The organism is Streptomyces sp. MGP-BFMKR1, assembly GCF_057766585.1.
Genome location: NZ_CM173408.1, coordinates 8,466,896 through 8,493,176 on the forward strand (window position 1 = coordinate 8,466,896; position 26,281 = coordinate 8,493,176).

The following is a 26,281-nucleotide window of genomic DNA, read 5'->3' on the forward strand; positions in this document are numbered from 1 at the left end:
ACTTGGCAACATGTGCCTATCAGAATCGGGCACCGCCGAACGACCCGCCCGCAGCGGCGGCGAGCAACCGAGACGGGGAGGACGACGTGCCGCAGCGGCCACGATCCAGCCCCACGCTGGAGCACCGCGTGGTGGCCAAACGGCTGCGCAGAGTACGAGAGGAGGTCGGCCGCAGCGTGGCGCAGGCCGCCGAGGCCGCCGGCGTCGCGCACACCACGATCTGGCGCCTGGAGGAAGCCAAGACCTCCATCGACCTCGGGCTGATCGAACAACTCCTCACCCTGTACGGCCTGCCCCCGACCGAGCGGGAGCACCTGGTGGAGCAGGCCGCCGCGGCGGCCAGACCGGGCTGGTGGCACCAGCGCTACCGCCCCGTGATGCCGAGGGACTACCAGGAGTGGATCGCACTGGAGAGCGCCGCCTCCCTGGTCCGCGTCTGGCACCCCGCCCTCGTACCCGACCTGCTCCAGATCCCCGAGTACACCGCGGCGCTCTACCGAGCCCGACACCCACACCACACGGCCGAGCAACTCGACCTCGCCGTGGAACTCGTCGCCGAGCGCCAACAGCGCCTGTGGCAGCGCAAGGCCCGACTCTGGACCGCGGTCTCGGCCACCGCCCTGCACACCGTCATCGGCTCGCCCGAGGTGATGCGCGCCCAACACCAGGCCCTGGAACGCCTGATGGCACGCCCGCGCGTCACCCTCCAGGTGCTACCGCTCAGCGCCGGCTGGCACCCGCTGACCGGCGCGCCCCCGGTGCGCCTCCTGCGCCTGGACGTGGACGAGATCGGTGACCAGATCCTGCTCGACCTCCCCGGCGCCACCACCATCATCGAGGCCCCCGAGCAGGTCGCCATCTGGCGCCAGCGGCTGGACGCCGCCTCCGCCGCGGCCGGCTTTCGCCGCGGCGCGACGCTCGCCGACCTCATCGCCCCAACGACCCCCTGAAGGAGCCCTACCGATGACCGACCACGCCACCCCCGCAGGCCGACCGCACCCGCCCACCGGCGTGGACCCCACCGTCCCCCACCCGGCCCGGTTCTGGAACTACATGCTGGGGGGCAAGTACTGGTACCCGGCGGACCGACAGGCCGCCGAAGCGGTCATCGCCCAACTCCCCGAGGTGAGCGAACTGGCCTTATCCGGGCGCGAGTTCCTGTGGCGCACCGTACGGTGGACGGCCCGCGAGGCCGGCGTCAGGCAGTTCCTCGACCTGGGAGCCGGCCTGCCCGCCGAACCGAACGTCCACCAGATAGCCCAACGCCACCGACCCGACGCCCGCGTCGTCTACGTCGACAACGACCTGATGGTCAGCATGTACCAACAGGCGTACCTGGACAGCACCCCGGAGGGACGCACCGACTGCTTCATCGCCGACATGCGCGACACGGCCGACGTGCTGCGGATGGCCGCCGAGACCCTCGATTTCAGCCAACCCGTCGCACTGATCTTCTCCGACAGCCTGGGCCTGATCCCCGACCACGGCGAGGTCTACACGTTGGTACGCGAGTTCGTGAAGAACGTCGCGCCCGGCAGCCACCTCATCATCAGTCATTCCGCCCCCACCTCGGACGCGGTCATCGCCTCCGAGGAGCAGTACAACGACCAACCGGGCGTCGTCCCCTTCACTCTGCGCACCCGCGAACAGATCGCCCAGTTCTTCGACGGCCTGGAGATGGTGGACCCCGGCCTGGTCCTGATGCCCGACTGGCGCCCCGACAGCGACACCCTGCCCGCCCGCGCCGGCATCGGCTACGGCGCGGTCGCCCGCATCCCCTGAGCGGCCGGCCCGCGACCCGAACCCACCCCGAGGCACGCGTCCCGCGCGACAACGACGCCCGGGACGCGTGCCTGGCCCCGCGGGGCGAACCAGGAAGGCGCCACACGGCAGTGGGGCCCGGAGCCGACCATCGGCTCCGGGCCCCACTGCTGAGCGCCCGCCTGCCCGCTGGCCCGCGCGGAACCGATTCCTCCGCACCACCCGAAGCCGATCGGAAGCCGGACGTCAGCGCACCGCGCCGCCACCCACGCCGCGACACACCCCGGACGCACCGGGCGCGCCACGGCCCACCGGGGGTGTCAGGAGGCTGCCGCGGCCTCTGGCCGCGACTCGGACGCGACCTCAGCGTCCTTGGCGGCGGCGTCATCGGACGCGGCGGCGACAGCAGCGGCGGAGTAGAAGACCGACCGCCCCTGCGTGGTGCGCTGCGCCTGGTTCTTGGAGACCAGGTGCTCCAGGCTCTCGCGCACGCCCGCCCGGCTCCACTCCTGGTCAGGGTGGCGCTCCTGCAGAGCGTTGGTCACCTCGGTGGCCGAGCGCGGCTCACCGTGCTCGGCCAGGTACTCGACGATGGTCTGCCCGCGCTGACCGCGCGCCGGAGCGTCAGCCTTCGCTGCGGCGGGCTTCTTCCGCGACTTGCCCCGCCCGGCCGTACCCTGCCGCGCCGCGCGCCCACCAGCGCGTCGGGACGAGGACGCCGAGGAACGCCGCGCGGCCGGCACGGCCACCGCCGCAGCCGCCGCCGGCTCGACGGGCGCGGAAGCCAGGCTGTCGCCGTCCGACGACCCGATGTACGTGAGCAACAGGGCCTTCGACGTCTCCAACTGCTCCAGCCGATGCTGAAGCCCGGCAAGCTGACTGACCAGCTCCGCGCGCTCCTCGTCCATGTGGCGCAGTACGGACTCCACCGACGCGGACGGGTCCAGGGGGACAGGGGGAGCACTCTTCCGACTCTGGGCTGACACACGCTCTCCTGTTGATTGGGGGATGTTGGCCCTGGATGCTACTCATGAAACCCCACCGCGCGCCTCCATCCGTATCCCGGACTCCCCAGACAACGCTGCCGACTTGAACACTCAAGCGATGCCCAACCAGTCCACCGCGACCCCCTGCCACCTGCGCGTTACCGCTCACATCCGAGCCACGGCAGCGGCCGACACCGCACGAGACAACTGTGTCGCGCCTGTTTCCCCGACCGCCGGGCATCACCGGTTCGGGTGTTTCCCACGCCCTCCGCCCCGTAGGCAACAAGCAGGTCCACCGCCCCACGCGGCCCGCCCCGCCCCACCCCCAACCCCCGGAAACCCCACCGCCCCGCCCGCCCCTTCACCAGCACCCCGTCCGCCAACACCCCACCCCACCAACCCAACGCCGCGACGCCCGGCACCGGCGGGCTGCCACCCACCACCACCTGTCGCCTCGCGAAAATCGCCTACCGCGCGGGCCGAAAAGAACAGACACTGAAGAACATGGCAGACATGGAGTCGTTCCGGGAGACAGTCACCGCATGGGCGGCCGGTGGCTCCGGCGACACCGCACGCGACCTGGCCGCGACCCTGTCCATCCGGACGGTCGTCCTCCTCGAAGGACCGAGCGACGCCGCGGCGGTGAACGCGCTCGCGGCCAGGCACGACCGCGACCTGGAGGCCGAGGGCGTCTGCGTGCTGTCGATGGGTGGCGCGATGAGCGTCGCACGCTTCACCAGCCTCCTCGGCCCACCCGGCCTGGGCCTGCGGTTGACCGGCCTGTGTGACGTGGCGGAGAGCCGTTTCTACGCCCGTGGCTGGGAGCGGGCCGGCGCGACGGAGCAGGGGTTCTTCGTCTGCGCGGCCGACCTGGAAGACGAACTCATCCGCGCGCTGGGTGTGACACGGGTGACCGACCTCGTCCGGGCGGAGGGCGACCAGCGCGCCCTCCAGACCTTCCTACGCCAGCCCGCCCAGCAGGGCCGCACGTCACAGCAGCAGCTCCGACGCTTCCTCGGCACGAAGAAGGGCCGCAAGATCCATTACGGCCGCGTCCTCGTCGAGGCCGTCGACCTCGCCCACGTCCCCGCTCCACTCGACAACCTGCTCGCCAGCCTCTGACCCACGGCTCTCGCACGGGCACGGCCGCAGTTCCGCCAGTACGCCGAGACAACTGACGGTGAAGAGGCACAAGTTCCGGGAGACAGGCCGGCGTTGACCGGGAGAGCTGAAGGAGAATACCCACGGCAGGTGCTGACCTGATCGCTGACCACGCGGGGCCGAAGGCGACCACCCTCCGGCCCCGACGCTCGCCGTACTCTTCGCGTGCTGCCGGCGGAAGTTTGCAAGGGCAAGCAGAGCATCGACCAGCGGTCAGCATCGGAGTGCGAGCCTGGTCGTCCCCACGAGCGGCCCGCCAGCCAGGTGTCGTGCGCGCCACGTGTCTGGGAAGCCCGACGCATGGGGGCACCCACTCCTCGGGCATCGGCAGTGGCCGGTCGGCCCAGGACGAGCAGTTGGCCGACTGAGGTGAGACAGGACACGGCAAGCCGGGTGCTCGATGTGGCCATTCCTGGTTACTCGGGAGACGAACACACCCCTTCCTGTCCGCGACCGAAGGGCGGTTGAGGCTCGGCCGTCGATTCCAGGGTTGCCTCGGAGGGGGTGTGCCCGTTGTACTGTCTTACGCATCATGCAAAATGCAACTTGCGTTTTGGCGATGCGTGTCCGGAATGGAGAACGGGGGCCGGAGATGTACGTGCCGTTGCGCACCGCGAAGACTGCGGAGCGCCGTACCTCTCGCACATGTTCGACCCCGTCGCCTGTACGAACGGTGAATGGCGCCAACTGCCGCACGCGGCGCGGCATGATGGCATAGTCGACCCTGAATTCGGCGGTGATCTTGATCACGGCAAGGTGCCGATTCGGGCCGCGGAAACGAGAACAAGAGGAAGCCCCATCCCTCCACTGCTTGGTGGCCGGGCGGGATGGGACTTCCGGTCTTACCGCGGGCTGTGACCCCGGTCAGGCGGTGCCTGATCGGGGTCGCGGCGTTACAGCAGCCGTGCCGCGAGACTGATGGTGTCGTTGGCGATCGAGACGATCGCCGCGACCCACGCGGTTCGTGCTGCTGCGACACGGGCGAGCTTCCGCACCCGTCGCCAGTTGACCCTGCGGCGGCCCTCGTGACCGTTCTCCTCGTGGGAGGCCATGTCGGGCACTCCTCCTTTCCGGGCCCGCGCTCGCGGGCCCTGCAGGGGCTCACGAGTTGCATGTGCGGGTCGAACGGGAGGTCAGGGCCGTAGCCTAGCCCGATACGCGGACATCGACGGAATCTGGTGAACGCCCCGACGGAACGCGGCTGACCTCGCATCATGGCCCGCTGTGCCGCTTCCTGTTGGTGGTGTAGACCGGTGCGCGCTGATCACCAGGGCGAACGGCGTTAGCGATGGGTGTGATGGGTGGTGGCATCCCGTGCCATTGACCAGGTGGCGCGCGATGCAGATCACACCCGGTACCTGGTGGACCGTGGTGAGGCGCTGACGTCCATGGTGGGGGCCGGCGTTCCGGCGTGGCAGTCACAGCAGCGGTTGGCGGTCCTCGAAGCACGTACGACCGGGGGTTTGACCGCTCCTCAACTGGCGGGTTGTTCACTGTCGCGAACAACCCTGCGACGTCGCGCGGCCAGCGTCCTGACCGTGCTGGTCGGCGCAAAGGACGCGCGACCCTCCGTGACGCCGACCCACCGAACGAGCCGATCGCCACCTGGCGCGAATGAAGCCTGGCACCAACCGCGTTCACGCGGTCTGTCTCAACGGAGGGAAGCGGGCTTGGCCTCGCTATCGGGACCGGCCGACCGGTGGGCTGCCGGCCCCGAGGGTGCGGGCGGGGTTGTCGATGCGCGAGCCCTCACCAGTCTCGGATGGTCGAGGCGGGCCGAAACACTGCAAGCTACCTGGGATCGACACGGTGACACCAGCCCGGCGCGTGAACAGCGCACCCGCCCGGCGCCGTCGAACTCCACGCTCAGGCGAGCGGACCGAGGAAGAGGCCGCCGCTCGCGTCGATGACCTGGCCGGTGACCCAGCGGGCGGCGTCGGAGGCGAGGAAGGCCACGACATCGGCGACGTCGTCGGGCCCTCCCAGCCGGTTGAGGGCCGTCAGGCCGGTGATCTGTTCGATGAGGCCCGGCGCGTCGAACGCCGCCCCGTTGGTCGCCGTCCTGGTGGCTCCGGGGGCGACCGCGTTCACGGTGATCCCTCGCGCGCCGAGTTGGTTGGCGAGGGTTCTGCTCATCGCCTCGACCGCGGCCTTGGTCATGGCGAAGGACGTCTGGGTCGGGTTGGCCATGCGGGTCGCCACCGACGAGATCGTGATGATCCGCCCGCCATCGCGGAGCAGCGGGAGCGCGCGCTCGATGATGAAGTAGGGCGCCCGCACGTTCACGGCGAACAGGCGGTCGAACTCGGCCGGCGTGGTGACACCGAGCGGACCGGCCGGTGGGGCCGCCGCGTTGTTGACGAGGATGTCGAGCGGCTGGCCCGCCAAGCCGGCCCGGACCCCCGCGACGAGGGTGTCGGCGTCGCCGTCCACACCCAGCTCGGCCCGCACGGCAAGGGCGCTCCCGCCAGCGCGTTCTATCTCCTCCACGGTCGACGCGGCCCCGCTCTCATCCGTGCCGAAGTGCACGACGACCAGAGCACCCTCGGCCGCGAGTCGCGCCGCGATCGCCTGCCCGATACCACGCGACGCCCCTGTCACCACGGCCGTCTTGCCCATAAGCACACCCATGTTCTCCACCTCTCGCACGCAGATTCTGTTAGTCACTAACATCGCGGTAGTGTCTATCACATGAGTGAGCGGAAACCGACCCTCCGGCAACGACAGCGAACCGAGACCCGACGCGCGATCCAGACGCACGCGGTGCGCCTGTTCACCGACCACGGCTACGACGCCGTACCGGTGGCCGACATCGCTGCCGCCGCCGGCGTCTCGGCCATGACCGTGTACCGGCACTTCCCCACCAAGGAAGACCTCGTCCTGCTGGACCAACCCACCCTCCTCATCGCCGAGCGGGTCGCCGCCTCGTCCCCGACACACTCCCTGGTACGCCGCGTCGGCGGCGCCCTCGTGGCGGCGGCCACGGCGCTGACCGGCGACGACGGGGGAGAAGGCGCGGCGAACAAGCGGTTCCTGCTGGACTGCCTCCGACTCATGGTCTCCACACCCGCGCTGCGGGCGCGACACCTGGACAGCCAGTACGCGTTGCAGCAGGCGATCATCGAGGCTCTCGGGCACCCAACCGATTCCGAGGCGGCGTTCGGCGCACGCGCGGCCACCAGTGCCTGTCTGGCCGTCATGCACACGGCGCTGACGCGGTGGGCCGATGACGACGGGCAAACAAGCCTTCCCGACCTCATCGAGCGGGGACTCGTCGCGTCATTCGGCCAGGACGCGGTCGCCGCCGACCGGTCAGACTGAACCCGATAGCGAGCGTTGGCCCTGGCCGCTGTTGCCGCGCCCCGGCTCCGCGACACCGAGCCAGGCTGCCTCCCGACATCGCGGCGCGGGGGAGCGCCGAGACGACCTCGGGTGGCGCGTCGCCGGTGTCACCGCGACGCCCTGACCGGCACACGGCGGTCAGGGCGGTGACGACCGAAAGGCGCGACGGAAGCGTGCCCGCGCGCGAGCGCACGGAACCGGTGTGCATGCGATGCTCACTGCTGTCCGCCACCGGGTGCCAGTCGCGGGGAGTGCTTGCGGCAGGTGTCTCGCGGGGTTCCGGAAGAAGTCCCGGCGGGCGGTGTGCGGACCGAGCCCCGCGACGCGCGGCATGACGTCGTCGGAGTCCTCCGTGTGGGTGGAGTTCGCGCTGCCGGTGCGGATCCGGGGCGTGACGCTCTCGCTGTACCAGCCGTCGATGAGCACCATCGGAGCCGCCTGGAGGGAGCGACGCGGGGTGAGACAGACGTCGAGGGCAGGATCAGAGCGTGAGGACGAGCTTGCCTCGCAGGTGGCCGCCGTCGAGCATCCGGTGCGCGTCGGCGACGCGTTCGAAGGGGAACGTCTCCTGCACGTGGACCCGGAGCCTGCCCTGCTCGACGAGGGCGACCAGGCCGCGCAGGGCGACCGGGTCGGGGTCGACCGCGATGCCGCTGAAGCGCATGCCGGCCGCCTCGTACGTGGCTACCAGCTCCGCGTCATCCTCGGCGACCGCCGTCACCAGGTGACCGCCGGGGCGCAGCACTTCGAGCGACCGCGTGACGGTCTCGCCGCCGATCGTGTCGAGCACGACGTCGACGTCCCGGACCTGCTGCGTGAAGTCGACCGCCGTGTAGTCGATCACCTCGTCAGCACCGAGCCCCTCGACGAACTTCCGCTTGCTCTGGCTGGCGGTCGCGATCACATGGGCGCCGAGCGCTTTCGCGATCTGGACCGCGACATGACCGACCCCGCCACCACCGCCGTGGATGAGGACGCGGTCGCCCTCGCTCACCCCGCCCAGGTCGACGAGGCCCTGCCACGCTGTCATCCCCACGATCGGCAGCGCCGCCGCCTCGACGTGCGTGAGCGTTGCTGGCTTGCGTACCAGGTGCGCCGCCGGCGCTGACACGACCTCGGCGTACGCGCCCGCCGCTCGCGGGAACAGCGGCATCCCGAACACCTCGTCGCCAGGCCGCAACCGCCACGTCCGTGGCGCCTCCGCGACGACGCCGCTGATGTCCCAACCCAGGATGAACGGCGGCGGACCGATCAACGGGAACTCGCCGGCCCGCAGCCGCGCTTCGAGCGGGTTGAGCCCGATCGCCCTGACACGGACGAGGACCTCGGTGGGGAGCGGTCGCGGCTCGGGCGCCTCCACGATGGTGAGTACCTCGGGACCGCCGAGCGTGTGCTGCGTGATGACGCGCATGACTCTCCTGTGCCTGTGCCTGTGCCTGTGCCGGTGTTGGCTTGGTGTGTGGGGGAGGAGAACCCAGGCTATGTTTCCGACAGGAACCAGCAGGTACCTTTGGCCCCATGAGCGGTTTCGGCCCCGGTGATCCCTTCCTCGCCGACTGCCCGGCGCGGCTGACGGTCGAGCTGCTCGCCGACAAGTGGACGGCGGTCGTGCTCTACGGCCTGAGCCGGGGTCCGGTGCGCCACGGCGAGCTGGCCGAGCTGATCGGCGGCGTCTCCCGCAAGGTGCTCACCCAGACGCTCCGACGGCTCCAGTCGCACGGCCTGATCCGCCGCCACGCCTACGCCGAGGTGCCGCCCCGCGTCGAGTACGAGCTGACCCCGCTCGGGGCGACGCTGATCGAGCCGATCCACGTGCTGACCGAGTGGGCACGGGCGAACGGCGACGCGGTGCTCGACGCACTCGACGCGGACCCCGAGCCGGCGGCTTATGGCGACTGAGTGCGTTCGGTGTGGTCCGTGCTCGGGGCCGTGGTACGTGTCAGAGGGCGTACGGTGCAGCAGATGAGCCGGTCGTCCAGGCGCGTAGGTTGTCGGGGTTGCGCATGGCCCAGATGTGCGTGATGCGGTCGTCCGCGATGTGGAACGCGTACACCGCCACGGTGACGCCCGCGTACGCGACGAGCAGGCCGGCCTGCTCGATGACCGCGCGCTCCGAGAGGGTCAGGCCGCCGGGCGCGCGGGTGGCCAGGTCGGTGAGGTAGCGCGCGATGTCTTCGCCGCCCTTGATGGGGTGGGGGCGGCGGCCACCACGCCGCCGCCGTCTACCGTGAACGTGGCGCCGGGGGCGAGGAGGCCGACGAGCGCGTTGATGCCCTGCGCGTCCCACGCCTGCTTGAAGTCCCTGACGACGCGGGCCTGGTGGGCTGCCGGAGCCTGAGGAGGCAGGGAGCCCCGGACGCGGCGTCGGGCGGCGGAGGCCAGCTCGCGGCATGCGGCCGGGGTGCGGCCGGTGATCCGGGCGATGTCGGCGAACGGATAGCCGAAGACGTCGTGCGGGATGAGCGCGACGCGCTGGGCCGGGGTCATGGATGCGAGGACGACGAGAAAGGCCATGCTGACCGACTCGTCGAGGGTGACCTGGTCGGCTGGGTCCGCGGGGTTGGTCGCGGTGGTGCCCGGGTGTCTGTCGACCCAGGTGCTCTGTGCGGGCAGCGGCTCGGGGAGCCATGCGCCCACATAGCGCTCGCGCCGTACTCGCGCCGATCTGAGGAGGTCCAGACAGACGCGGGTGGCGACCGTCGCCAGCCAGGCGCCGGGCGAGGCGACGATGTCCTGTTGCCGGTGGGACATGGCGTACCAGCGGGTGTAGGTCTCCTGGACGGCCCTCGGATCGTCCCTCGCTGGTACGACGAGACCGCCGGCCTGTTCGTCAGGCCCGCGGGTGTCCCTGACGTTCGGCGGGCTCGTGTCGTCGTACGGGTGGCACGCGCCATCGGCCCGGAGAGCCCGGGCGGGACACCGCAGGAGCGAGACAGAGATGACCAGGATCGGAATACTCATCGGCAGCACCCGCCCCGGTCGCAAGGGCGCCCAGGTCGCCCGGTGGGTCCACGAGCGGGCGGCTCGCCGCGCCGATGCCGAGTTCGAGGTGATCGACCTGCTCGATCACCCGCTGCCGCATCTTGACGAGCCGCTGCCCCCGCTGGCTGGCCGGTACCAGCACGGGCACACCCGAAGGTGGGCGGACACCGTCGCCCGCTTCGACGGATTCGTCATGGTCACCCCCGAGTACAACGCCTCCATCCCCGGCGTGCTCAAGAACGCGATCGACTACCTGTACGCGGAGTGGACCGGCAAGGCCGTCGGGTTCGTCTCCTACGGCGTGGACGGCGGCACCCGCGCGGCCCGGCAGTTGCGGGCACTGTGCGAGCTTCTCCAGATGGGCGCGGTGCCGCCGCTGGTGTCGCTGTCCCCGCACGCCGACTTCACGGACCAGGCGACCCTCCAACCGGGCGCCCACCACGTCGACACCCTGGACACGCTGCTTGACCACGTCGTCGCCCAGTGCGCGGGAGGGCGGGGAGCCACCTTCACACAGCGCGAGGCGGACGAAGCCGCGATCGGCCACCACTTCGACAGGATCATCGACGCGATCCAGGCCAAGGACCTCGACGGCCTGCGGCGGCTCTATGCGACGGACGTCGTGTCCTTCGACATCGATCCGCCACTCCAGCACGTGGGAGTCGACGCGAAACTCAGGAACTGGGCGAAGGTGTTCACCTTCTTCCAGGAGGTGACCTACGAGGTGCGCGATCTGGTGCACACGGTGGGCGACGACCTGGCGTTCACACACGGCTTCGGTCGCCTCAGCGGCACGCTGGTCAACGGGACGCCGGTGGGCGGGATGTGGGTCCGGGCCACCTTCTGCTTCCGGAAGATCGATGGCGACTGGCTGGTCTCGCATGACCAGGTCTCCGTGCCGCTGGACGTCTCGAGCGGCCAGGGGGTCGTCGATCTGGAGCCCTGACGCCACCGGGCCCTGTGCCTCCCGTGCGGGCGGGAGGCACAGGCGGGGTTGGTTCGACGGCGTGTTCCCGGGGCGCTTTCGCGGGTCGTGGCTGGGCCGGTCTCGCTTCGGTTTGTCGGTTGTTACGGGGTGGGGGCCCGGCCTATGTGTGCATGCCACCGTCGATCGGGAGCGTGGCTCCGGTGATGTAGGAGGCGCGGTCGCTGAGGAGCCAGGCGGCGGCTTGGGCTATCTCGGTGGGGTGGGCTGCGCGGCGTAGCGGGGTGCGGGTGTTGTATTGGTCGATGACGCCGGGGGAGTGCTGGTCCCACGTGTACATCATGTCGGTGAGCGTGGTGCCGGGGGCGATCGCGTTGACGCGGATGCCCTCGGGGCCGTAGCTGATGGCGGCGGATTCGGTGAGGCTGTTGAGCGCGCGCTTCATGGCGCCGTAGGCCGGGAGTGCGGGGTTGCCGATGAGACTGCCGATGGACGAGTTGTTGACGATGGCGCCGGTGCCGGCGGTGGCGCGGATGGCGGCGATCTCGGCGGTCATGGCGAGCCAAGGCCCTTTGAGGTTCACGGTGTAGAGGTGGTCGAAGTCCGCTTCGGCTACTTGGTCCATCGGGGCTGGTGGCACGATGGTCGCCGCGTTGTTGAAGGCGACGTCGAGCCGGCCGTACCGGTCGAGGGTGTGATGGACGGCGGCGCGGATGCTGGCCCCGTCGGCCAGGTCGCAGACTGCGTATTCGGCCGTGCCTCCGGCCGCTCGTATGTCTTCGGCTACCGCTTCGAGTTGGTCGGTTGTGCGGGCCGCGAGCAGTACCTGGGCGCCCTCTTGGGCGAACAGGCGGGCCGCGGCGGCGCCGATGCCGCGGCTGGCGCCGGTGATGAAGGCGACCTTGCCGGCCAGCAGGCCCACGGCGGCCGGGGATGTGGTGGTGTCGGTGGTTGGCGTGTGGTTCATGGCAGTGAGCTTGCGTCGGGCGGCGAGGCTGATCCAGGCACTGCTGGTACCTGGATCAGCCCCGCGGCATGAGCGCACACTGGGTGGCGTGGACAGAGAAGAGTTGGCTGGCTTCCTGCGTGGCAGGCGTGAGCGCATCACCCCAGCTGACGTGGGTCTGCCTGCCGGACCGCGTCGCCGCACTCCGGGGTTGCGCCGTGAGGAGGTGGCGCAGTTGGCGTTCATTTCGACCGAGTACTACACGCGGTTGGAACAGGCGCGGGGTCCGCGTCCCTCACGTGAGGTGCTGAGCGGTCTGGCCCGCGCCTTGCGCCTGTCGGATGCGGAGCGCGACCACCTGCACCACCTCGCCGGTGCACCACCTGGCTTGCCGGTCGGGCCCTGTCGTGAAGTACGGCCGAGCATTCTGGACCTGTTACGGCGGTTGCCGCAGGCCGCGGCGATCGTGCTGTCCGCGACACACGAGGTGATCGCCTGGAACGACCTGGCGGCAGCTCTCCTGGGGGATTTCTCCGCCCTGTCCCGGACCGAGCGCAACCTTGTACGTCGTGCGTTTCTCGCGCCGACATCGGGAGAATGGCGGCTGTACGACCCCTCTGACGTGGAAGCGTTCGCTCGTGCCGCGGCCCGACACCTGCGCGCCACCGCCGCCCGCTACCCCGAGGATCCCGAGGTTGCCACCTTGGTGGCTGATCTCCTGGCCGGCAGCGCGGAGTTCGCCCGGCTGTGGGCTGCCCACGACGTGCGCGTCGAGCCCACCTTGCGTAAGACCATCCACCATCCGTTGTTGGGCCCCATCACCGTCAACTGCGATGTCCTCGACATCACCGACCGAGACCAACAAGTCGTCGTCTACACGGCTGAGCCCGGCTCTCCCGCGGAGGAGGCGCTGCGACTGCTGTCGGTCATCGGCACACAGCGCATGGACGTGCCCGGCTGAGCCGAATCGGGGCGGCTGGCCGGTCGCGGGCGGAACCAGCCGTCAGGGTGCGTTCCCGCCGGGTGCGGGCGGGCAACGAACACCCGGGTGCAGAGCCTCTTGTCCTGGGGCGTCGACCGGTTGGTCACTCGGGTGTTGCCAGGAAGGGCAGGACCGCGTCGGCCATCTCGGCGGGTACTTCTTCGGCGAGGTCATGGCCCGCGTCGAAGACGTGTCCGGTGACGTTGTGGGCTATGAATCGTGCTTGTTCTTCGTTGCGTTGGCCGATGAAGGCGGCGCCGCCGAGGGCCAGGACGGGGATGTCGAGTTTTTCCTGGGCGGCTTGCTGGTTCTGTTGGGCGTCGGTGAGCATGGCTCGATAGATGGCGAGCATGGCGCGGACGCCGCCGGGCATGGTGTAGCAGCGTACGTACTCCTCGACGGCGTCGGGGGTGGCGGTGTCGGGGTGGCTGCGCTCGTTCTTGATCATGTAGGTGATCAGTTCGCGTTCGTGTCCGGCGATGAGCATCTCGGGGACGTCGGGTTGGAAGTAGAAGCCCAGATGCCACAGGTGCATGCCGCTGGAGACGTTGTGGGCGGTGAGGGCGGTGTGGTCTTCGAAGCCGAAGCCGGGGAGCAGGGCTTCGGCGAAGACGAGGTGGGTGGTGCGGTCGCGGTGGCGGGCGGCGAGTTGGTAGCCGATCACCGCGCCCCAGTCCTCGCCGATGACGGCGTAGGTCTGGTGTCCGAGGTGGGTCATCAGTTCGGCGATGTCGTCGCTCATCGTCGCGGAGTCGTAGCCGTGTGCGGGGCGGGCGGAGTCCCCGAGGCCGCGTAGGTCGGGCACGACGACGGTGTGGTGGGGCGTGAGCCTGGGGACCAGGTGGCGCCAGTGGTAGCCGGTCTTGGGTACGCCGTGCAGCAGTACGACGGCGGGGCCGGACCCGGCCGTCCGGTAGTGAAGGCTGGTTCCGTTGACGGCGGCGCGCCCGGTGCGTAGGGGCGTGGCGGTGTGGTCGTACATCATGACGTGGTGCTTCCTTTCGTGAGTGGCGTGGTCGCGGTGGGTTGGTCGGTGGTGAGGCCGGCGGGTGGCTCCGGGCGGACCCGAGAGGCGACGCTGGTGGGCTTGTCGTCGCGTCCGGAAGGGAGATTTTTCTGTGGCGGGCGTTACAGGTTCGAGGCAGGGTTGAACGGTCGCCCCGGATTCCGGGTCCTCTCAGTCGAGGATGGTCAGCGCGACGTCCACGAGGGGTTCGAGGGTGTGTGCGTCCGATGTGATCTTCGAGGAGACCAACAGCCCGTTGAGGAAGGTGACCAGGAACGCGGCGAGCGTATGCGGGTCGTGCCGCGCGGCGATCTCGCCCCGTTCCCTCGCGACCCGCAACACCTCGGTCAGCGCCTGCCGGCTCGCGTCCTGCATGTCGCGCACGCTGCGCCGGGTCACCGCGTCCTGAGGTAGCCGCTCGCAGACGGCGTTGACGGCCAGACAGCCCTGCCCGCCGTTCCCGACGGCGACGCGCACGCGCTCCACGAGCAGCGTACGGATCGCTGAGCGGGCGTCCCTCCCCTCCTTCAGGCTGCGCAGGGCCTCGGCCGCCAGGGTGGTGCGGTAGTGCTCCAGCGCGGCCCGGTACAGGCCGTCCTTGTCGCCGAACGCCGCGTACAGGGACCCCTGCCCGATTCCCAGATGCCGGGTCAGGTCGCGTACCGAGGTCGCCTCGTACCCACGTGTCCAGAACAGTTCCATGGCGCGGCTCACCGCTGCCTCGGTGTCGAACTCCCGGGTCCTTGCCATGGCTTCACCGTAGCCTATCTGGATCGCCCGCTCAAGAAAGGGAGTGTGGCGTGGTCACGCACTGACTCGCGGGCCGGCCTCATGGCTGCTTGTCGCCCGTGCCCCGTGGGCCTGGGCACGGGCGGCGAAAACTGAGTCGGGGGCGCGTGCGCGGGGCTTGGGCAGTCCAGGTCGGGTGAGTGACCTTCCCCGGTGAGAAGGCCGGTGCGGTCGAAGGTTGGCGCATCACAGGTCACGCTGTCGTTGACCGCGCCATCATGTGCTGACGACTCATGCGGATGAAGGGCTGCTCGTTGTGCTGATCTACGCTTTCCGTGATGCTCGCGGTACCTGGTACGGCGATCCTGACGCCGCTATCCGTGACCGTCAGCCAGGTCGGGGGTTCTTGACTCTCCCGCGCGCCGCGGCGGGCCAAGCCCCTGGTCTGTTCGACGGCCAGCGGATCGAGGTTCTCTACGCGGTATGTGACCTGGAAGCGAGCCAGACGAGCTACCGACTCGACAAGGGTGACTGTTTCGTCGCGAGCCGGCGTGTTCACGAATTACTGTCTCCGGCTGACCAACGCGAGGTCACAGCTTCGGCTGCGGCGCCGGATGCGGCGACAGTGAGTGTGGAGATCAGCGGTTCACGCCGTCGTTACAGCCTGCACGCCGACATCCTGGCAGAGGGTCGTGTCGAGCTCACCGTTGTTGTCTCCACCCCTGACGGCGTCATTCAGGGGGAACTGACCGGTGAAGTAGAGGCGGGTGACCTCAAAGAGCTTGGCCGTCTTATCGCCTCCGCTCCCATTGCCTCCGCGGTAGAGACCGCTCCCGCCGGCACTTCCGCGATCCCCATCAAAGCCCCCAATCCTGGCCAGGATGGGACCCGCGAAGCCATCGCTTACCTGGAAAAGCACTACCGAGCGGGCAAAGGACCAGAGCAACTCGCTGCGGAGCTTGGGCGTGGCGAGGAATCCGTCCGTGGGAAGCTGTACGGCCTCACACTCGCTCCCCACCCCAGCGACCTCCCCTCTGATCCGCGCCCTGCGGCTGAGCCGGCAGCGCCGCGGGCCTACACCGTGGAGGCGAAGCGCCGAGTACACCCCAACGCATACAAGCCCTGGGAGCCAGAGGACGATCAGCGCCTCGCCGAGCGCTGCGCCCAGGGCATCTCTCTGTCCGAGTTGTCGAAGATTTTCGGCCGTAACGAAGGCGCCATCGCGTCTCGGCTACTGAAAATCCAAGCGCAGGGGCCGGCCGTCGAGGAGGCTTGGGAGTACGGCGGATAGGGCCAGCCGCATGCGATGGCCGGGCTTCACCTGCGACGTGTACTGCCAACCCGCGTCTGGGGTGTGCCCTGCGACCCAGGCCCACCTGACCCTTACTGGCACACACGTCCGCGGCCAGGCGAGAGCGCACATCGCCTCGCCGGCTACCCGCACACCGAAGCCGGCCGCCCGCGGGAGCTGACCGCTGACCAGTGCGCCCTCTACCCGATCGGGAACCATCGATACGGCCCTTGCCGCGGCCCGCCGGCTGCGCCTCGCCCAGCTACCCACCGCCGAGCGCCGCGCCCGAGCCGTCAGCGACACAGCCCAACAACCCACACCGCGGCGATGGACCCCAACTCGCCGGAACCCCGGCCCCCGAACACGTCCGCGCCCACATCTGGGGACCGTGGAAGTTCAGCGCGCACGGCCTCATCCCCACCACGCCGCCATCCTGGTCGGCGACCACCATGGACGTATGGCGCCGCGACTTCGCGAACGCGCCGGAACGCCTGAGCATCACCGCCAGGTCCAAGAGAAGCGAGTGGGGCGTGCCGCTGGGTACTCGCCGCTTCCGCGCCGCCGCCCTCGCGGTCCCGGTACGACGCCAGCCCCACGAGGTACCCCCAGCCCGTCTCGGCCTGGTGCCGCCTCCACAACCGCGCCACGACCTCCTGCTCCGGCAGTCCAAGCGCCGGGTCGGCGGGCAGCGCGAACCGCACCGGCGTCGGCTTGGCCGCGCCCTCGGAGGGTGTGGACACGGCCCCACGGTAGGCAGCGCCGCTGGCAGCTGGCGGACGTCACCGCTCGGGCGGTCTTTCGCCGCGGCCGTAGTGCGGACGCGGACGGTGGAGATCAGGGTTGATCCCTACTGCCCCGTGGCGTCCACCAGCTGCTGCGTGTGGATAGCCGGTGTGCCGGTGCGCTCGGATTCGTCTCGCACGAGCAGGGAGAGCAGCGAGGCCACGGACAGACCGGCTTCGGCGGGGTGACGAAGCACTTTGTCCGGATCGATGCGGTAGGTGTTCGTGCGCCCTTCACGGGTGTGTGAGAGATACCCGTCTTTCTCCAGGTCGGAGATGATCCTCGCCACGGCACGTTCCGTGAGCCGGCAATGGGCGGCGATCTCGCGGATGCGGATGTTCGGGTTGTCGGCGATGGCTGCCAGCACGCGCGCGTGGCTGGTGATGAACGTCCATCCGGTGTGGGACTCAGGTACTGCGGCCATGGCCACATTTTAGGGGACAGCAGTTGCCGGAAGCATCTTGCATGACATAGTTTTCCTGTAACGGACGACGTGCTCCCGTACGGGAGAAGCACAGAAGGAGACCGAGGTGCCCTGGAACGAGGCCGCCTTGCCAGCGCGCGCGAGCAGCTCCAGCGCGACGCTGGTCCCAGAACAGGTCACTGCGCACGCCTCGTACGGTCCCGAGGTGCGGCAGTACGAGCACCGTGGGGCCTGCGTGATCGCCGCTGCCGGTGAGTACGACATGGGCTCGATCACTGCGCTGAGCGAGGCGCTGCACGCCGCGGCGAAGCAGTACCCGAAGGTCGTCCTCCAGGCCAGCGACATCACCTTCGCCGACTCGACGTTCCTGAACCTGCTGCTCATCACCCACCAGACGGGGACGCTGCGCCTGGTCGCACCCTCAGCGCAGGTGCGACGCCTTCTTGAGGTCACTGGTGTCGACAGCATCCTGGAGATCCGACAGACGATCGAGGACGCGACCGCCTCCTGACCCCCGCATTCCGGCAGCGTCAGGCAAGGATGCATGCCAGGACCGGGGCGAACCCGGCCGATCACGGTGTAGCGCCTCACTACAAGCGCGGCCTCGCGGTCGGCGCTGCTGGTGATCCGGACGCCAGCCGGTCATTGCCCGTGCAGGTGGACCGCGAGAGCGGTGAGGCGCGAGTCAGGCTCCCGGCGTGACCTTGCGGAAACTCTGTGCTCCTTCGGGCCAGCCCCGCCCTGCCCGACGCCTTTGACCGCTGGCGCGAGAACGACGACGGGGCCGCCTGGGGTCTCCGGGCGGTCCCGCCTGCTGGTGCTGCTCGGCGGGCCGGGACGGCAGCGGTCACCGGCTTGGTCTGGGCTGCGCCGCGGGCGGTGCGGTGGCGCTCGGAGTCCAGAGCCGCGGCGGCTCCGGTGTCGGCGCCGATGATGACCTGGCGGTAGGTGTGATCGACGACGTCGCCGGCGGCGAAGGCTCCAGGGAGGCCGCTACGCGTCGTCGGAGCAGCGACGGTGATGTAGCCCTCGGCATCGGCTTCGTGCAGCGGGCGGATCTGGTAGTGCGGGCGCCGAAGGCCGGGGGCGCCGGCGCTCCTGGTGGAGGTCGACCGCCGCACCGAGGACGCGCACGAGCTGGTCGCCAAGCTTGCGCCGGTACTGGGAGTGGGGCCGGCTGCCGCCGAGGGGCACGGACAAGCGAGCCGTGGACCTGGTCCGCTCGCAGCCAGGCGCGGTCGAGCGCGTTGACCACGAGAAGCGGCTGTGGCGCCCGGTCTGCCCGCCGACCAGCCGCGAGGGCCTGGCGCCCCTCGCGGTCGTGTTCGCGGACGACCACGACCGCGAAGGTCGCGAACGCGGTCGCCGTGCTGGAGGAGGCCGGCCGTCGCCTCGTACAGTTCCTCGTCGCACCCTTGGACGGGCCGTGGCCCGTCTCGCGCTGGGCATGGCGTGGGCGGGCCCAGCGTCGGCCACCGAGCCCGCCCCGGTCTCGCTCGCCCCGCAGCCCGCACCGTCAGCGTCCCCGACGAAGCGGCCGGTGCGGGAGCACCCACGAAGCTTGGCCGGGATCGCGCCGCGCCTCGTAGGATCGGCGCATGGTGGCCTTTGTACCGTCGTTCGTCTGCTTCTTCCTGTTCTGTGCTGGTGTGCTGCGAGATCGCCGTCGCGTCAGCAACGCGGTGTTGCTGGGCCTGTCCGCCGTCTTCGCGGTGTTCGCGCTCTTGCTGCATGTGGCCTCCGAGCGCGCCCAGTTGGGCCGCGATCTGGCCGTCGCGCTGCTGACCCTGGCGGGCGTGGGGGTTGTCACGCTGGCGTGGTTCCTCATCGCCAACGGGATCACCATGGTTCGCAAAGAGGGCAGAAGCCTGGCGAACTTGCTGTCCCTGGGGGCGGGCATCTCCCTGGTTGCCCTGCTCGCGCTGCTGATCACCGCGCTGGTGCTGCACACGCACACGCTTGTGGTGGTGGCGGCGACGGCGGTGGCGCTCGCCGGATACGTCGCCTTTCTGTTCCTCTGTTTCCTCGTCTACGGGGGCCTGTACGGGCGTCTGCGCATCCGGCGCCGGGCGGACTACGTAGTGGTCCTCGGCTCGGGCCTGAGCGGCGGCACCACCGTGCCCCCGCTGCTGGCCGCCCGCCTCGACCGGGCCCGGAAGGAACACGCCAGGCTCTCCCGGAAGGGCCGGTGCCCGATCCTGCTCACCTCGGGAGGACAGGGACCCGACGAGAAGCTGCCCGAGTCCCACGCGATGGCCGACTACCTGGTCACCCAGGGTTTCCCCGCCCACCTGATCGAACGCGAGGACCGCTCGACGACCACGGACGAGAACCTGACGTTCAGCAAAGCCCTGATGGAACGGGCGAAACCGCACTACCGGTGCGTGATCGTCACGAACAACTACCACGTCTTCCGCGCCGCGATCACCGCCCGCCGCACCGGCGTCCGGGGCCACGTGATCGGTGCCCCGACAGCCGCGTACTTCTGGCCGAGCGCCACGATCCGCGAGTTCGTGGCCCTCCTGGTCGCCTACCGCCGCACCAACGCCGCACTCTTCCTGCTCGTCCTGCTGAGCGGCCTGTTCATCTGGTGGCTGGGGTGGCCGTCGCCGGGGGCCGTCACATAGAAGTCGAGTACCTCCAGCGGCACGGCCGCCCGGCCCTGACGGGGGGCGGGTGGTCGTGCCACCAGCGCCCGTCGTCGCCGAGCAAGCAGGTCGGATCGTTGCCGCGGCGCAGGGCGGTGTCGACAGTGGCGGCGACCTGGTCGGCGGTGAGCTTGTCGCGCCTCGACTTGGTGTTCGGAACCCATGCACCCCCAGATTCATTACCACCGGCTCCGCTTCGCCGTCGACCACGATCTGTTCGCTGTCGTCCCTCGGCAAGAGGGCCGGTCGCCTAGGACCTGTCTGATAATTGATTTTGTGGTGGGTCGTGGTGAGCTGACGGATGCGGCGTGGGAGTGGACAGCGCCGTTGCTGCCGGGTGTTGATGGGCGGGGTCGTCCGTGGCGGGATCACTGCGCCGCACCGACGAGGCCCTACACCTGCTGGACGATGCGCGCACCCACCTGACGGCCGGCCCCCAAGTCACCGCGACCGGGCTGGAAGCAGCGAGCATGGCGGCGCTCACCGCCGCCTACACCGCGGCCCAGGCCCGCCGGCCCCCCTGGCGCGCGAGTTCGCGGCCCAGGCCGAGGAGACCGCCCACCACTTCGCCGTCCACCCACACACTGAAGCCGGCTGCCCGCGCGAGCTGACGGCTGACCAGTGCGCTCTCTACCGCATCGGAACCCACCGACACCTCGACGACATCGACACGGCCCTCGCCACGGCGCGCCGGCTGCGCTCCGCCCAGCTACCCACCGCCGAGCGCCGCGCCCGCGCCGCCACCGACACAGCCCGCGCCCTCCTGGACGCCGGCGACGTCACTGGCGCCTTCACCCAGTTGCGCCTCGTCGAGCTCGCCGTTCCGCTCGAGGCCCGCCAGCCCTCGGTGCGCGCGCTCACCGGCCAAGTCGCCGAGCTGCGACCCGACTTTGAGGCCCCTCCATGGCATGCGTCGAACGAACGTTGACCGAGCTCATCTGAGCTTTTCCCCGTACGAATCGTCCTCGTCGAGCCGCCGGGCCAGGTCGATCTTCGTGAAGGCCGGACGGCCCGCTTGTCGGTACTTTTCCTTCACTTGGTCCAGGTAGTACTTCGCGGTGTTGACGGTGATCCCCGCGCGCCGGGCGGTGGCTTTCAGAGTCAGCCCGGAGGCGTAGTCGCGCAGCACCTGACGTTCCCGGGGGGCCAGGTGCGGTCGGGTCGGGGTGGTGTCCTTCACCCAGGCGAAGGCGAGTTCAGGAGAGTGTGCCGTCCCACCCGCGGCCACGGTCTCAACGGCCTCCACCAGGGTGTCCAGGGCGTGGTCCTTGGTGAGATAGCCGTCGGCTCCGGCCGCCACGGCCGCCACGACCCGGGCGTGGTCGGCTACCGTGCTGATGACCAGGACCTTGCTCCCGGCTGCCCGCACACGGCGTACGTTCGCCTCCGGTCGGGATCCGTCCCCCAGTACGAGGTCGAGGAGCACCACGGCGGCCGTCAGGGCGGGGCCCGCCAGCAGGGCGTCGACCGTTGACACGGTTGCGATGAGGCGCAGGCGTTGCTGACCGGACAGCCAAGCGCGCAGCCCGTCGAGGAGCATGCGGTCGTCGTCGACCACCGCGATGTCGATCATGCCGGCCACCGCAGTTCGACCACTGTTCCCTCACCGGGTCGGCTGTCCACTTCCGCCCTGCCTCCGATGGCGGCCATCCTGCCGTGGACGGAGCGGCGCAGTCCGGTCCCGGCACGGCGGTGGCTCTCGTCGGACGTGTCGAAGCCGATGCCACGGTCGGCCACGGCCACCTCGATACCGCCGGTGTTGCCGAAGACAGTGAGGTAGGCCAGCGGGGTCTGTGCGTGCTTGTGTACGTTGTTCAGTGCTTCGGACACCGCGGCGGCCAGGGCGTGGACGACCTCCCGGGGCAGGTCCGGCACCGCGTCGTACTGTGCGGTCACCTTCAGGCCGAGGCTTTCAGCGGAGCGGGCGGCCTCCTCCAGGGCGGCCCATATACCCATCGCCCCGGGTGCGGGCAGGCCGCTGTGCCGGTGCGGCTCCTCGTAGGCTTGCACGAGCCGGCGCAGGTAGGCCGCTTCGCGGGCGCAGCGGTCGCGGACGGCGGGTGCGTTGGCGTCCACCCGGCCAGCGGCAATGGTGGTCAGGGTGGCGAGCACGGTGTCGTGCAGTGCCGCGTAGTGCGCCGCTCGCTCCGCCTGCCGCGCCCGCGCGGTCTCGGCGACGACGGCCCGTTCCTGCGCGAGGTCCAGCCGGGACCCCTGACGCCGGAGGTACCACCAGCCCGCTCCGGCGAGGGCCGCGGCTTCGACGACCGCCGTGAAGTGATCGAGGAGGGCCGGCAAGGTGGGGTTGGCGATCACCTCGTAGACGCTCAGTGACGTGCTCAGCAGGAGCAGGACCGCCCAAGCGGCGCCTCGTAAGCCGAGCGCCACCATGGCGGCTGCTGCCGAGGAAAGGGCCTGCACCATCAGCCAACCATGCGGCTCGACCGCTGGGCCCTCACCGATCGCGGCGACAGCGATCCATGGGCACACACAGCCGGTCAGCAGTACATCGGCCCAGACCCACCGCGGATGAAACCAACCGCCCAGGAGGGCCGACCCGTAGAGGAGCAGGGTGACGGCGCCCACGGCGGCCAGGAGGCCGACGCTCCGCCAGTCGGACGGACCGGTGGTCACGACGTCGGCCGCGTATACCAGGTGCGCGATCCGAAAGAGCCCGACGGTCTTGACAGCGAACCCCCGTGCACGCTGAAGCCCCACTTGCCTACCCCCGTCTGATGAGATCCCCCACCGGTACCCCCCTAAATGGACGGGTATCGAGCACTCAGTGGATCTCGCTACGTTTCTTGGCGTCAAGACAGCCCCGGACATCACGCCCGAGCGATCCCTGGAGAAGCACACATGCGACGTCAACGAGGCTTACGGGCCGTACTCCTGGCCGTGACCGTTGTTTGCACCACCGCCCTGGCCGGCTCCCTCCAAGCCCAAGCCGCCCCCGCTTCCGGTTCTGCTTCCGCTGCCGCCGCAGCGAGCGTCGGACCGGTCCAGCTGCGCTACACAGGGACCGGAGGCGGTCCCCTGAACATCGCGCAGCGCGCCGCCCTCGAGGCGGCTCGAGCCCAAGCGGCCACTACCGGATTCAGTGCCTCCCAGTGTCGTGAAACCAACGGCACGGACTTCGAGCACGTCGGGGGGTACTGGACCTCGGTCCGGGAAATCACCTGCGTCGGAGAACCGGCGGTGGCCGCGGCGCAACTGGACCTGTACCGCTACCTCAAGCCCGGCAAGGATCACCTCAGCAGCGTCTGGCACGTCCCCGACGGATACAACCGGGAAGGCAGCATGGGCCGCCTCTACACCGCGCCGACGCCCGGCACCCATCCGCTGTACCTCTGTGTTGTTCGCGGGGACCACTTCCTCACCGGCGATGTCAACTGCGAGGGCCAGCAGTACGTGACCCGCCTCGGCTGGATCCAGGACACCCCGCAGCCCGGCGTGTCCAGCGCACCGCTCTACCGGTGCCTCGGCGGCGGACGGCAGCTGTTCGAGTCCAATGACCCGAACTGCGAGGGCATGACCAACGCCGGCGGTCCGCTCGGCTACACCCTCACAGGCTGAACCGGCCGAACGGCCCACACGGGCCCCACTTCCGGGTGGACGTCGTCGGGCGCCAGCTCGGCTCCGGCCCGACTGCCGGCTAGCCGTCCGGTCGGTGGCCGGCCCACGGTCGGCCGGCGCCCCGGTCCCGGCTGCGCCGGCCGCCGCGGCGACGTCGTCGGCGGGCGTCATCTCGGCCCCGGTCGGCGGTCGGCCCACCGGAAGAGGGACGCTGCCATCTAGTGGTGATGTCTCGTTTTCGGTGGGCCGACTGCCGGCGTTGGTTGCGCCGGCTGTCCCGGAACGTTCTGTGGGTGCGTCGGATGCGTCTGTTTCCGCAGGTCGCAGCTACGTTGACGGTATGACGGCAGGCCGTTACGACGGCCCGCGCCCCGTCCCGGCCCCGGTGGGGTTGGAAAGTGAGGAGGAGCTGCCCGCAGCCGCACGGCACGCGGGTCAGCGGGTGGGGCGTGCTGAAGCCGATTCAGGCGCGCAGGGTGACGCCGAAGCGGGTCCTCATTCGCCGCAGTTCCCACAGCGATACGGCCGTTACTGACAGCGGCCCTCCCAGCATGGAGCCGAGTTGGACGACGGGCGGGCCTCCCGGCAAACCGCTGTCGATCAGGTTGATGAGCGCGAAGACCCACACCAGGGCCAGGGTGAGGACGGGCGGCAGCATGGGGTGGACCTGGGCGCTGTTGAAGGCACTGCGGGCCGAGTACAGCGACGCCAGGAAGAAGAAGGGGAGACCCCACACGACGACGATGAGCGCGGCGACAGCCCACGCGTATTCCCACAGGCTTCGTCCATCGTCGGTGTCGATACGGGTCGCCAGAACACAGACTCCGCCGATGACGCCCAGCGACAGCACGTACCAGCCAACTGCCTTGAGCGGAGCGCACAGTCGGGAGCGCAGATGCGGTCGCAGGTGCGGGGGCGCGTAGGAGATGAACGCGAGGATGACCAAAGGTCCGGCGATGAGCAGCACCAACGGAGCGACGATGAGGTTGGCGACGCCGCCCCAGGCCGCGTCCTCCCAGCGGTCGCGGTCCACGTTGTAGGCGAGGATCAGGGCGATGGTGGCGGCAGCGCCGAGCACTGTGCGGGCCAGTTGAACGCGGTCCACGACGCGGTCCACGATCCGGCCTTCACCCTCCTGCGCGAAGAGTCTGGTAGCGACGCGGTGCCCGGAGCGCAGGATCGCGGAGACCAGCCCGAAGAGTGAGAGGTACGACAAGCAGCCGCGGGAACGCCGGACGGGAGGTCTCGTGGGCTGGGGAGCGTGGGGATACGCAGGTTGGTTCGGATGCAGACCCGGATGTGGTGGCGGTGGACCATACGGACCGCCCTGCGGTGGTCCGTGGGGAGCGCCCCAGCCGCCCACGCCTCCTGGTCCGTTGCCGCCAGCTCGACCGGGGCCGTTGTCCGGTCCCCATCCCCCCGTAGCCATGCCGCTCCCCCTTCATCTCGGCAACTTGCTGTGGGCCTGCCGTGGTGCTACGGCGCAGTGTAGTGATGTAGGCCACTCTCGTTGTCGATCGCGCCACATAAAGTGCACCGCCCGGCGCGCGGACACCAGCGAGGGCGAAGGTCGCTAACACGGCCGCTGTGGTGCCGCGTGCGGCAGTCCGCGCACGGCGGGGGCTGCCAGCGGCAGCATGACGATCACGATGAAGAGCAGCCCCGAGACCGTGGCGACCGCGTACGGGCCGAAGCTCTGACTGAGCGGCCCGATCGTCAGCAGTCCGACGGGGATGGCGAGGTAGGAGAGGAGGTCGTCGTACGCGGAGACCCGCGACAGGACCCCTGTCGGGATGTGCTCTTGGAGCGAGGTGTCCCAGGCGGTCGCCGAGAGGGAGGAGCCGACGCCGGCGACGAAGGATGCCGCGATCAGCCATGGCACGGGTAGCTGGGCGAGCAGCGGCAGGGCGTTGAGCGTGATGGCGAGCTGGCCCCACGAAGGAAGTGCCGGATCGTCAGCCGGTAGAGCAGGCTGCTGCTGAGCAGCATGCCGGCGCCGCGCACACCAAGCACCAGGCCCCAGGTGACGGGCGAAGTGCTGTCGCCCCTTGGCGGCGATGCGACCCGAGGAGGGCAGACGGGCCAGGAACATGGCGGCGAGGAGGTAGCTGAGCGCGTCGAGGACGATGGCCATTCCCCCGCCCGCGGCGACGACCAGCACCCCCGAGAGGGCGGGGCCGAACACCTTGGTGCCGTTCTTGACCGTGTCGAGCAGGGCGTTAGCCGGCCGGAGCCCGTCCTTAGCCACCAGCTCGGGCAGCAGGCCGCGCAGGGCGGGGGAGGTGAAGGCCCCCAGCACGCCGTTGAGGAACCCCAGGCCCGCTATGGGCCAGGCGCGTAGTGGCCGGTCAGGAGCAGCACGGCGATCGCGCCTTGGGCCAGCGCCGAGCCCAGGTTGGCGGTCACCAGAACCAGACGGCGGGAAAGTCGGTCGGCGACCACGCCCCCGATCAGCATGAAGCCGAGCATCGGCAGCATACGGGCCGCCAGCACCAGGCCCAGGTCGCCGGCCTGTGTCGAGGCGTCGAGGACGGCGAAGGCCAGGGCCACCGGTGCCACGGAACTGCCCAGCTGGGACGCGGTCTGTCCGGCGAAGTACCAACGGAATCCGGGCTGTCGCAGTGGCGAGGAGGAGGATGGGGCCGTGGGAGAGGGAGCGGGGGATGGAGAGGTTGCTGTGGACATCCGCCTGAGTATGCGGACGAGCCGTCGGCTGCCCTATTGTTTCGCGGGCTGCCG

General features: G+C 70.0%; 24 protein-coding genes and 3 pseudogenes. 12 read left to right on the forward strand and 15 right to left on the reverse strand.

Annotated features, from left to right (window positions below; all coding sequences use genetic code 11):
* Positions 1-86 precede the first annotated feature (86 nt).
* Together AC3CHW_RS33845 and AC3CHW_RS33850 are read left to right on the forward strand one after the other, a co-directional pair.
* Positions 87-950, forward strand: coding sequence for a DUF5753 domain-containing protein (locus AC3CHW_RS33845; RefSeq protein WP_488469050.1), 864 nt, complete (start codon positions 87-89; stop codon positions 948-950).
* A 13-nt stretch (positions 951-963) separates the two neighbouring features.
* Positions 964-1,782, forward strand: coding sequence for an SAM-dependent methyltransferase (locus AC3CHW_RS33850; RefSeq protein WP_398609420.1), 819 nt, complete (start codon positions 964-966; stop codon positions 1,780-1,782).
* A gap of 299 nt (positions 1,783-2,081) precedes the next feature.
* Here the strand turns inward: AC3CHW_RS33850 and AC3CHW_RS33855 are convergent, their stop codons facing one another.
* Positions 2,082-2,747, reverse strand: a complete 666-nt coding sequence (locus tag AC3CHW_RS33855; RefSeq protein ID WP_488469051.1) for a BlaI/MecI/CopY family transcriptional regulator — start codon at positions 2,745-2,747, stop codon at positions 2,082-2,084.
* A gap of 504 nt (positions 2,748-3,251) precedes the next feature.
* Here AC3CHW_RS33855 and AC3CHW_RS33860 point away from each other — a divergent pair.
* Complete coding sequence (locus tag AC3CHW_RS33860) at positions 3,252-3,869, forward strand: TOPRIM nucleotidyl transferase/hydrolase domain-containing protein (RefSeq protein ID WP_488469052.1); 618 nt, start codon at positions 3,252-3,254, stop codon at positions 3,867-3,869.
* Positions 3,870-4,801: 932 nt separating this feature from the next.
* Here the strand turns inward: AC3CHW_RS33860 and AC3CHW_RS33865 are convergent.
* Positions 4,802-4,960, reverse strand: a complete 159-nt coding sequence (locus AC3CHW_RS33865) for a hypothetical protein (RefSeq protein WP_398612257.1) — start codon at positions 4,958-4,960, stop codon at positions 4,802-4,804.
* 814 nt (positions 4,961-5,774) lie between these two features.
* Complete coding sequence (locus AC3CHW_RS33870) at positions 5,775-6,539, reverse strand: SDR family NAD(P)-dependent oxidoreductase (protein ID WP_488469053.1); 765 nt, start codon at positions 6,537-6,539, stop codon at positions 5,775-5,777.
* A 60-nt stretch (positions 6,540-6,599) separates the two neighbouring features.
* Between AC3CHW_RS33870 and AC3CHW_RS33875 the strand changes: the two genes are divergently transcribed.
* A complete protein-coding gene (locus tag AC3CHW_RS33875) occupies positions 6,600-7,229 on the forward strand; it encodes a TetR/AcrR family transcriptional regulator (protein WP_488469054.1) in 630 nt (209 codons plus the stop codon).
* Between the two features lie 502 nt (positions 7,230-7,731).
* Here the strand turns inward: AC3CHW_RS33875 and AC3CHW_RS33880 are convergent.
* Positions 7,732-8,661 carry an NADP-dependent oxidoreductase gene (locus AC3CHW_RS33880; protein WP_398612260.1) on the reverse strand — a complete coding sequence of 310 codons (930 nt, stop codon included), beginning with the start codon at positions 8,659-8,661 and terminating at the stop codon, positions 7,732-7,734.
* Positions 8,662-8,768: 107 nt separating this feature from the next.
* Between AC3CHW_RS33880 and AC3CHW_RS33885 the strand changes: the two genes are divergently transcribed.
* A complete protein-coding gene (locus tag AC3CHW_RS33885; RefSeq protein ID WP_398612261.1) occupies positions 8,769-9,149 on the forward strand; it encodes a winged helix-turn-helix transcriptional regulator in 381 nt (126 codons plus the stop codon).
* A gap of 40 nt (positions 9,150-9,189) precedes the next feature.
* Here the strand turns inward: AC3CHW_RS33885 and AC3CHW_RS33890 are convergent.
* Positions 9,190-10,211: pseudogene (locus tag AC3CHW_RS33890) on the reverse strand (sigma factor-like helix-turn-helix DNA-binding protein).
* Between AC3CHW_RS33890 and AC3CHW_RS33895 the strand changes: the two are divergent.
* Entirely contained in the window at positions 10,189-11,178 is a 990-nt protein-coding gene (locus tag AC3CHW_RS33895; protein WP_488469055.1) for an NAD(P)H-dependent oxidoreductase, read from the forward strand. The pseudogene AC3CHW_RS33890 and the gene AC3CHW_RS33895 overlap by 23 nt on opposite strands.
* A 142-nt stretch (positions 11,179-11,320) precedes the next feature.
* On the opposite strand, the gene AC3CHW_RS33900 is transcribed toward AC3CHW_RS33895, so the two are convergent.
* Positions 11,321-12,124, reverse strand: coding sequence for an SDR family NAD(P)-dependent oxidoreductase (locus AC3CHW_RS33900; RefSeq protein WP_488469056.1), 804 nt, complete (start codon positions 12,122-12,124; stop codon positions 11,321-11,323).
* Between the two features lie 88 nt (positions 12,125-12,212).
* Here AC3CHW_RS33900 and AC3CHW_RS33905 point away from each other — a divergent pair, with 88 nt between their 5' ends.
* Entirely contained in the window at positions 12,213-13,064 is an 852-nt protein-coding gene (locus AC3CHW_RS33905; protein WP_459247483.1) for a helix-turn-helix transcriptional regulator, read from the forward strand.
* Between the two features lie 124 nt (positions 13,065-13,188).
* On the opposite strand, the gene AC3CHW_RS33910 is transcribed toward AC3CHW_RS33905, so the two are convergent.
* Both AC3CHW_RS33910 and AC3CHW_RS33915 read right to left on the reverse strand, forming a co-directional pair.
* Positions 13,189-14,070, reverse strand: coding sequence for an alpha/beta fold hydrolase (locus AC3CHW_RS33910; RefSeq protein WP_488469057.1), 882 nt, complete (start codon positions 14,068-14,070; stop codon positions 13,189-13,191).
* A 192-nt stretch (positions 14,071-14,262) separates the two neighbouring features.
* The gene (locus AC3CHW_RS33915) at positions 14,263-14,841 is read right to left on the reverse strand and encodes a TetR/AcrR family transcriptional regulator (protein ID WP_488469058.1); all 579 of its coding nucleotides are present in this window, start codon (positions 14,839-14,841) and stop codon (positions 14,263-14,265) included.
* A gap of 295 nt (positions 14,842-15,136) precedes the next feature.
* Between AC3CHW_RS33915 and AC3CHW_RS33920 the strand changes: the two genes are divergently transcribed.
* Complete coding sequence (locus AC3CHW_RS33920) at positions 15,137-16,111, forward strand: hypothetical protein (RefSeq protein ID WP_488469059.1); 975 nt, start codon at positions 15,137-15,139, stop codon at positions 16,109-16,111.
* A gap of 847 nt (positions 16,112-16,958) precedes the next feature.
* On the opposite strand, the gene AC3CHW_RS33925 is transcribed toward AC3CHW_RS33920, so the two are convergent.
* The gene (locus AC3CHW_RS33925) at positions 16,959-17,318 is read right to left on the reverse strand and encodes a helix-turn-helix transcriptional regulator (RefSeq protein WP_488469060.1); all 360 of its coding nucleotides are present in this window, start codon (positions 17,316-17,318) and stop codon (positions 16,959-16,961) included.
* 106 nt (positions 17,319-17,424) lie between these two features.
* On the opposite strand from AC3CHW_RS33925, the gene AC3CHW_RS33930 reads away from it, so the two are divergent.
* Positions 17,425-17,829 carry an STAS domain-containing protein gene (locus AC3CHW_RS33930; RefSeq protein ID WP_488469061.1) on the forward strand — a complete coding sequence of 135 codons (405 nt, stop codon included), beginning with the start codon at positions 17,425-17,427 and terminating at the stop codon, positions 17,827-17,829.
* 349 nt (positions 17,830-18,178) lie between these two features.
* Here the strand turns inward: AC3CHW_RS33930 and AC3CHW_RS33935 are convergent.
* A pseudogene (locus AC3CHW_RS33935) lies at positions 18,179-18,361 on the reverse strand (thioredoxin-disulfide reductase); the annotation flags it as partial.
* A 555-nt stretch (positions 18,362-18,916) separates the two neighbouring features.
* Between AC3CHW_RS33935 and AC3CHW_RS33940 the strand changes: the two are divergent.
* On the forward strand, positions 18,917-19,945 hold the full coding sequence (locus AC3CHW_RS33940) for a YdcF family protein (RefSeq protein WP_488469062.1): 1,029 nt from the start codon (positions 18,917-18,919) through the stop codon (positions 19,943-19,945).
* A gap of 297 nt (positions 19,946-20,242) precedes the next feature.
* Positions 20,243-20,338: pseudogene (locus AC3CHW_RS33945) on the forward strand (IS5/IS1182 family transposase); the annotation flags it as partial.
* Between the two features lie 562 nt (positions 20,339-20,900).
* Here the strand turns inward: AC3CHW_RS33945 and AC3CHW_RS33950 are convergent.
* On the reverse strand, positions 20,901-21,539 hold the full coding sequence (locus AC3CHW_RS33950) for a response regulator (protein ID WP_488469063.1): 639 nt from the start codon (positions 21,537-21,539) through the stop codon (positions 20,901-20,903).
* Complete coding sequence (locus tag AC3CHW_RS33955; protein ID WP_488469064.1) at positions 21,536-22,552, reverse strand: sensor histidine kinase; 1,017 nt, start codon at positions 22,550-22,552, stop codon at positions 21,536-21,538. The genes AC3CHW_RS33950 and AC3CHW_RS33955 overlap by 4 nt, the downstream gene beginning before the upstream one ends.
* Before the next feature lie 312 nt (positions 22,553-22,864).
* On the opposite strand from AC3CHW_RS33955, the gene AC3CHW_RS33960 reads away from it, so the two are divergent.
* On the forward strand, positions 22,865-23,542 hold the full coding sequence (locus AC3CHW_RS33960) for a hypothetical protein (RefSeq protein ID WP_398612276.1): 678 nt from the start codon (positions 22,865-22,867) through the stop codon (positions 23,540-23,542).
* Positions 23,543-24,005: 463 nt separating this feature from the next.
* Here the strand turns inward: AC3CHW_RS33960 and AC3CHW_RS33965 are convergent, their stop codons facing one another.
* The 3 genes from AC3CHW_RS33965 to AC3CHW_RS33975 form a co-directional block, all read right to left on the reverse strand.
* On the reverse strand, positions 24,006-24,758 hold the full coding sequence (locus AC3CHW_RS33965) for a hypothetical protein (protein ID WP_488469065.1): 753 nt from the start codon (positions 24,756-24,758) through the stop codon (positions 24,006-24,008).
* Between the two features lie 357 nt (positions 24,759-25,115).
* Entirely contained in the window at positions 25,116-25,841 is a 726-nt protein-coding gene (locus AC3CHW_RS33970; RefSeq protein WP_488469066.1) for an MFS transporter, read from the reverse strand.
* A gap of 23 nt (positions 25,842-25,864) precedes the next feature.
* Positions 25,865-26,227: an MFS transporter gene (locus AC3CHW_RS33975; protein WP_488469067.1), complete on the reverse strand. Its 363-nt coding sequence runs from the start codon at positions 26,225-26,227 to the stop codon at positions 25,865-25,867.
* Positions 26,228-26,281 lie beyond the last annotated feature (54 nt).

Bases quoted from the DNA above. Each gene is read 5' to 3' on its own strand.
- AC3CHW_RS33950 (WP_488469063.1), bottom strand. From the start codon at position 21,539: ATGATCGACATCGCGGTGGTCGACGACGACCGCATGCTCCTCGACGGG.
- AC3CHW_RS33925 (WP_488469060.1), bottom strand. From the start codon at position 17,318: ATGGCCGCAGTACCTGAGTCCCACACCGGATGGACGTTCATCACCAGC.
- AC3CHW_RS33910 (WP_488469057.1), bottom strand. From the start codon at position 14,070: ATGATGTACGACCACACCGCCACGCCCCTACGCACCGGGCGCGCCGCC.
- AC3CHW_RS33940 (WP_488469062.1), top strand. From the start codon at position 18,917: ATGGTGGCCTTTGTACCGTCGTTCGTCTGCTTCTTCCTGTTCTGTGCT.
- AC3CHW_RS33915 (WP_488469058.1), bottom strand. From the start codon at position 14,841: ATGGCAAGGACCCGGGAGTTCGACACCGAGGCAGCGGTGAGCCGCGCC.
- AC3CHW_RS33900 (WP_488469056.1), bottom strand. From the start codon at position 12,124: ATGAACCACACGCCAACCACCGACACCACCACATCCCCGGCCGCCGTG.
- AC3CHW_RS33860 (WP_488469052.1), top strand. From the start codon at position 3,252: ATGGCAGACATGGAGTCGTTCCGGGAGACAGTCACCGCATGGGCGGCC.
- AC3CHW_RS33850 (WP_398609420.1), top strand. From the start codon at position 964: ATGACCGACCACGCCACCCCCGCAGGCCGACCGCACCCGCCCACCGGC.
- AC3CHW_RS33975 (WP_488469067.1), bottom strand. From the start codon at position 26,227: ATGTCCACAGCAACCTCTCCATCCCCCGCTCCCTCTCCCACGGCCCCA.
- AC3CHW_RS33895 (WP_488469055.1), top strand. From the start codon at position 10,189: ATGACCAGGATCGGAATACTCATCGGCAGCACCCGCCCCGGTCGCAAG.
- AC3CHW_RS33870 (WP_488469053.1), bottom strand. From the start codon at position 6,539: ATGGGTGTGCTTATGGGCAAGACGGCCGTGGTGACAGGGGCGTCGCGT.
- AC3CHW_RS33865 (WP_398612257.1), bottom strand. From the start codon at position 4,960: ATGGCCTCCCACGAGGAGAACGGTCACGAGGGCCGCCGCAGGGTCAAC.
- AC3CHW_RS33880 (WP_398612260.1), bottom strand. From the start codon at position 8,661: ATGCGCGTCATCACGCAGCACACGCTCGGCGGTCCCGAGGTACTCACC.
- AC3CHW_RS33875 (WP_488469054.1), top strand. From the start codon at position 6,600: ATGAGTGAGCGGAAACCGACCCTCCGGCAACGACAGCGAACCGAGACC.
- AC3CHW_RS33885 (WP_398612261.1), top strand. From the start codon at position 8,769: ATGAGCGGTTTCGGCCCCGGTGATCCCTTCCTCGCCGACTGCCCGGCG.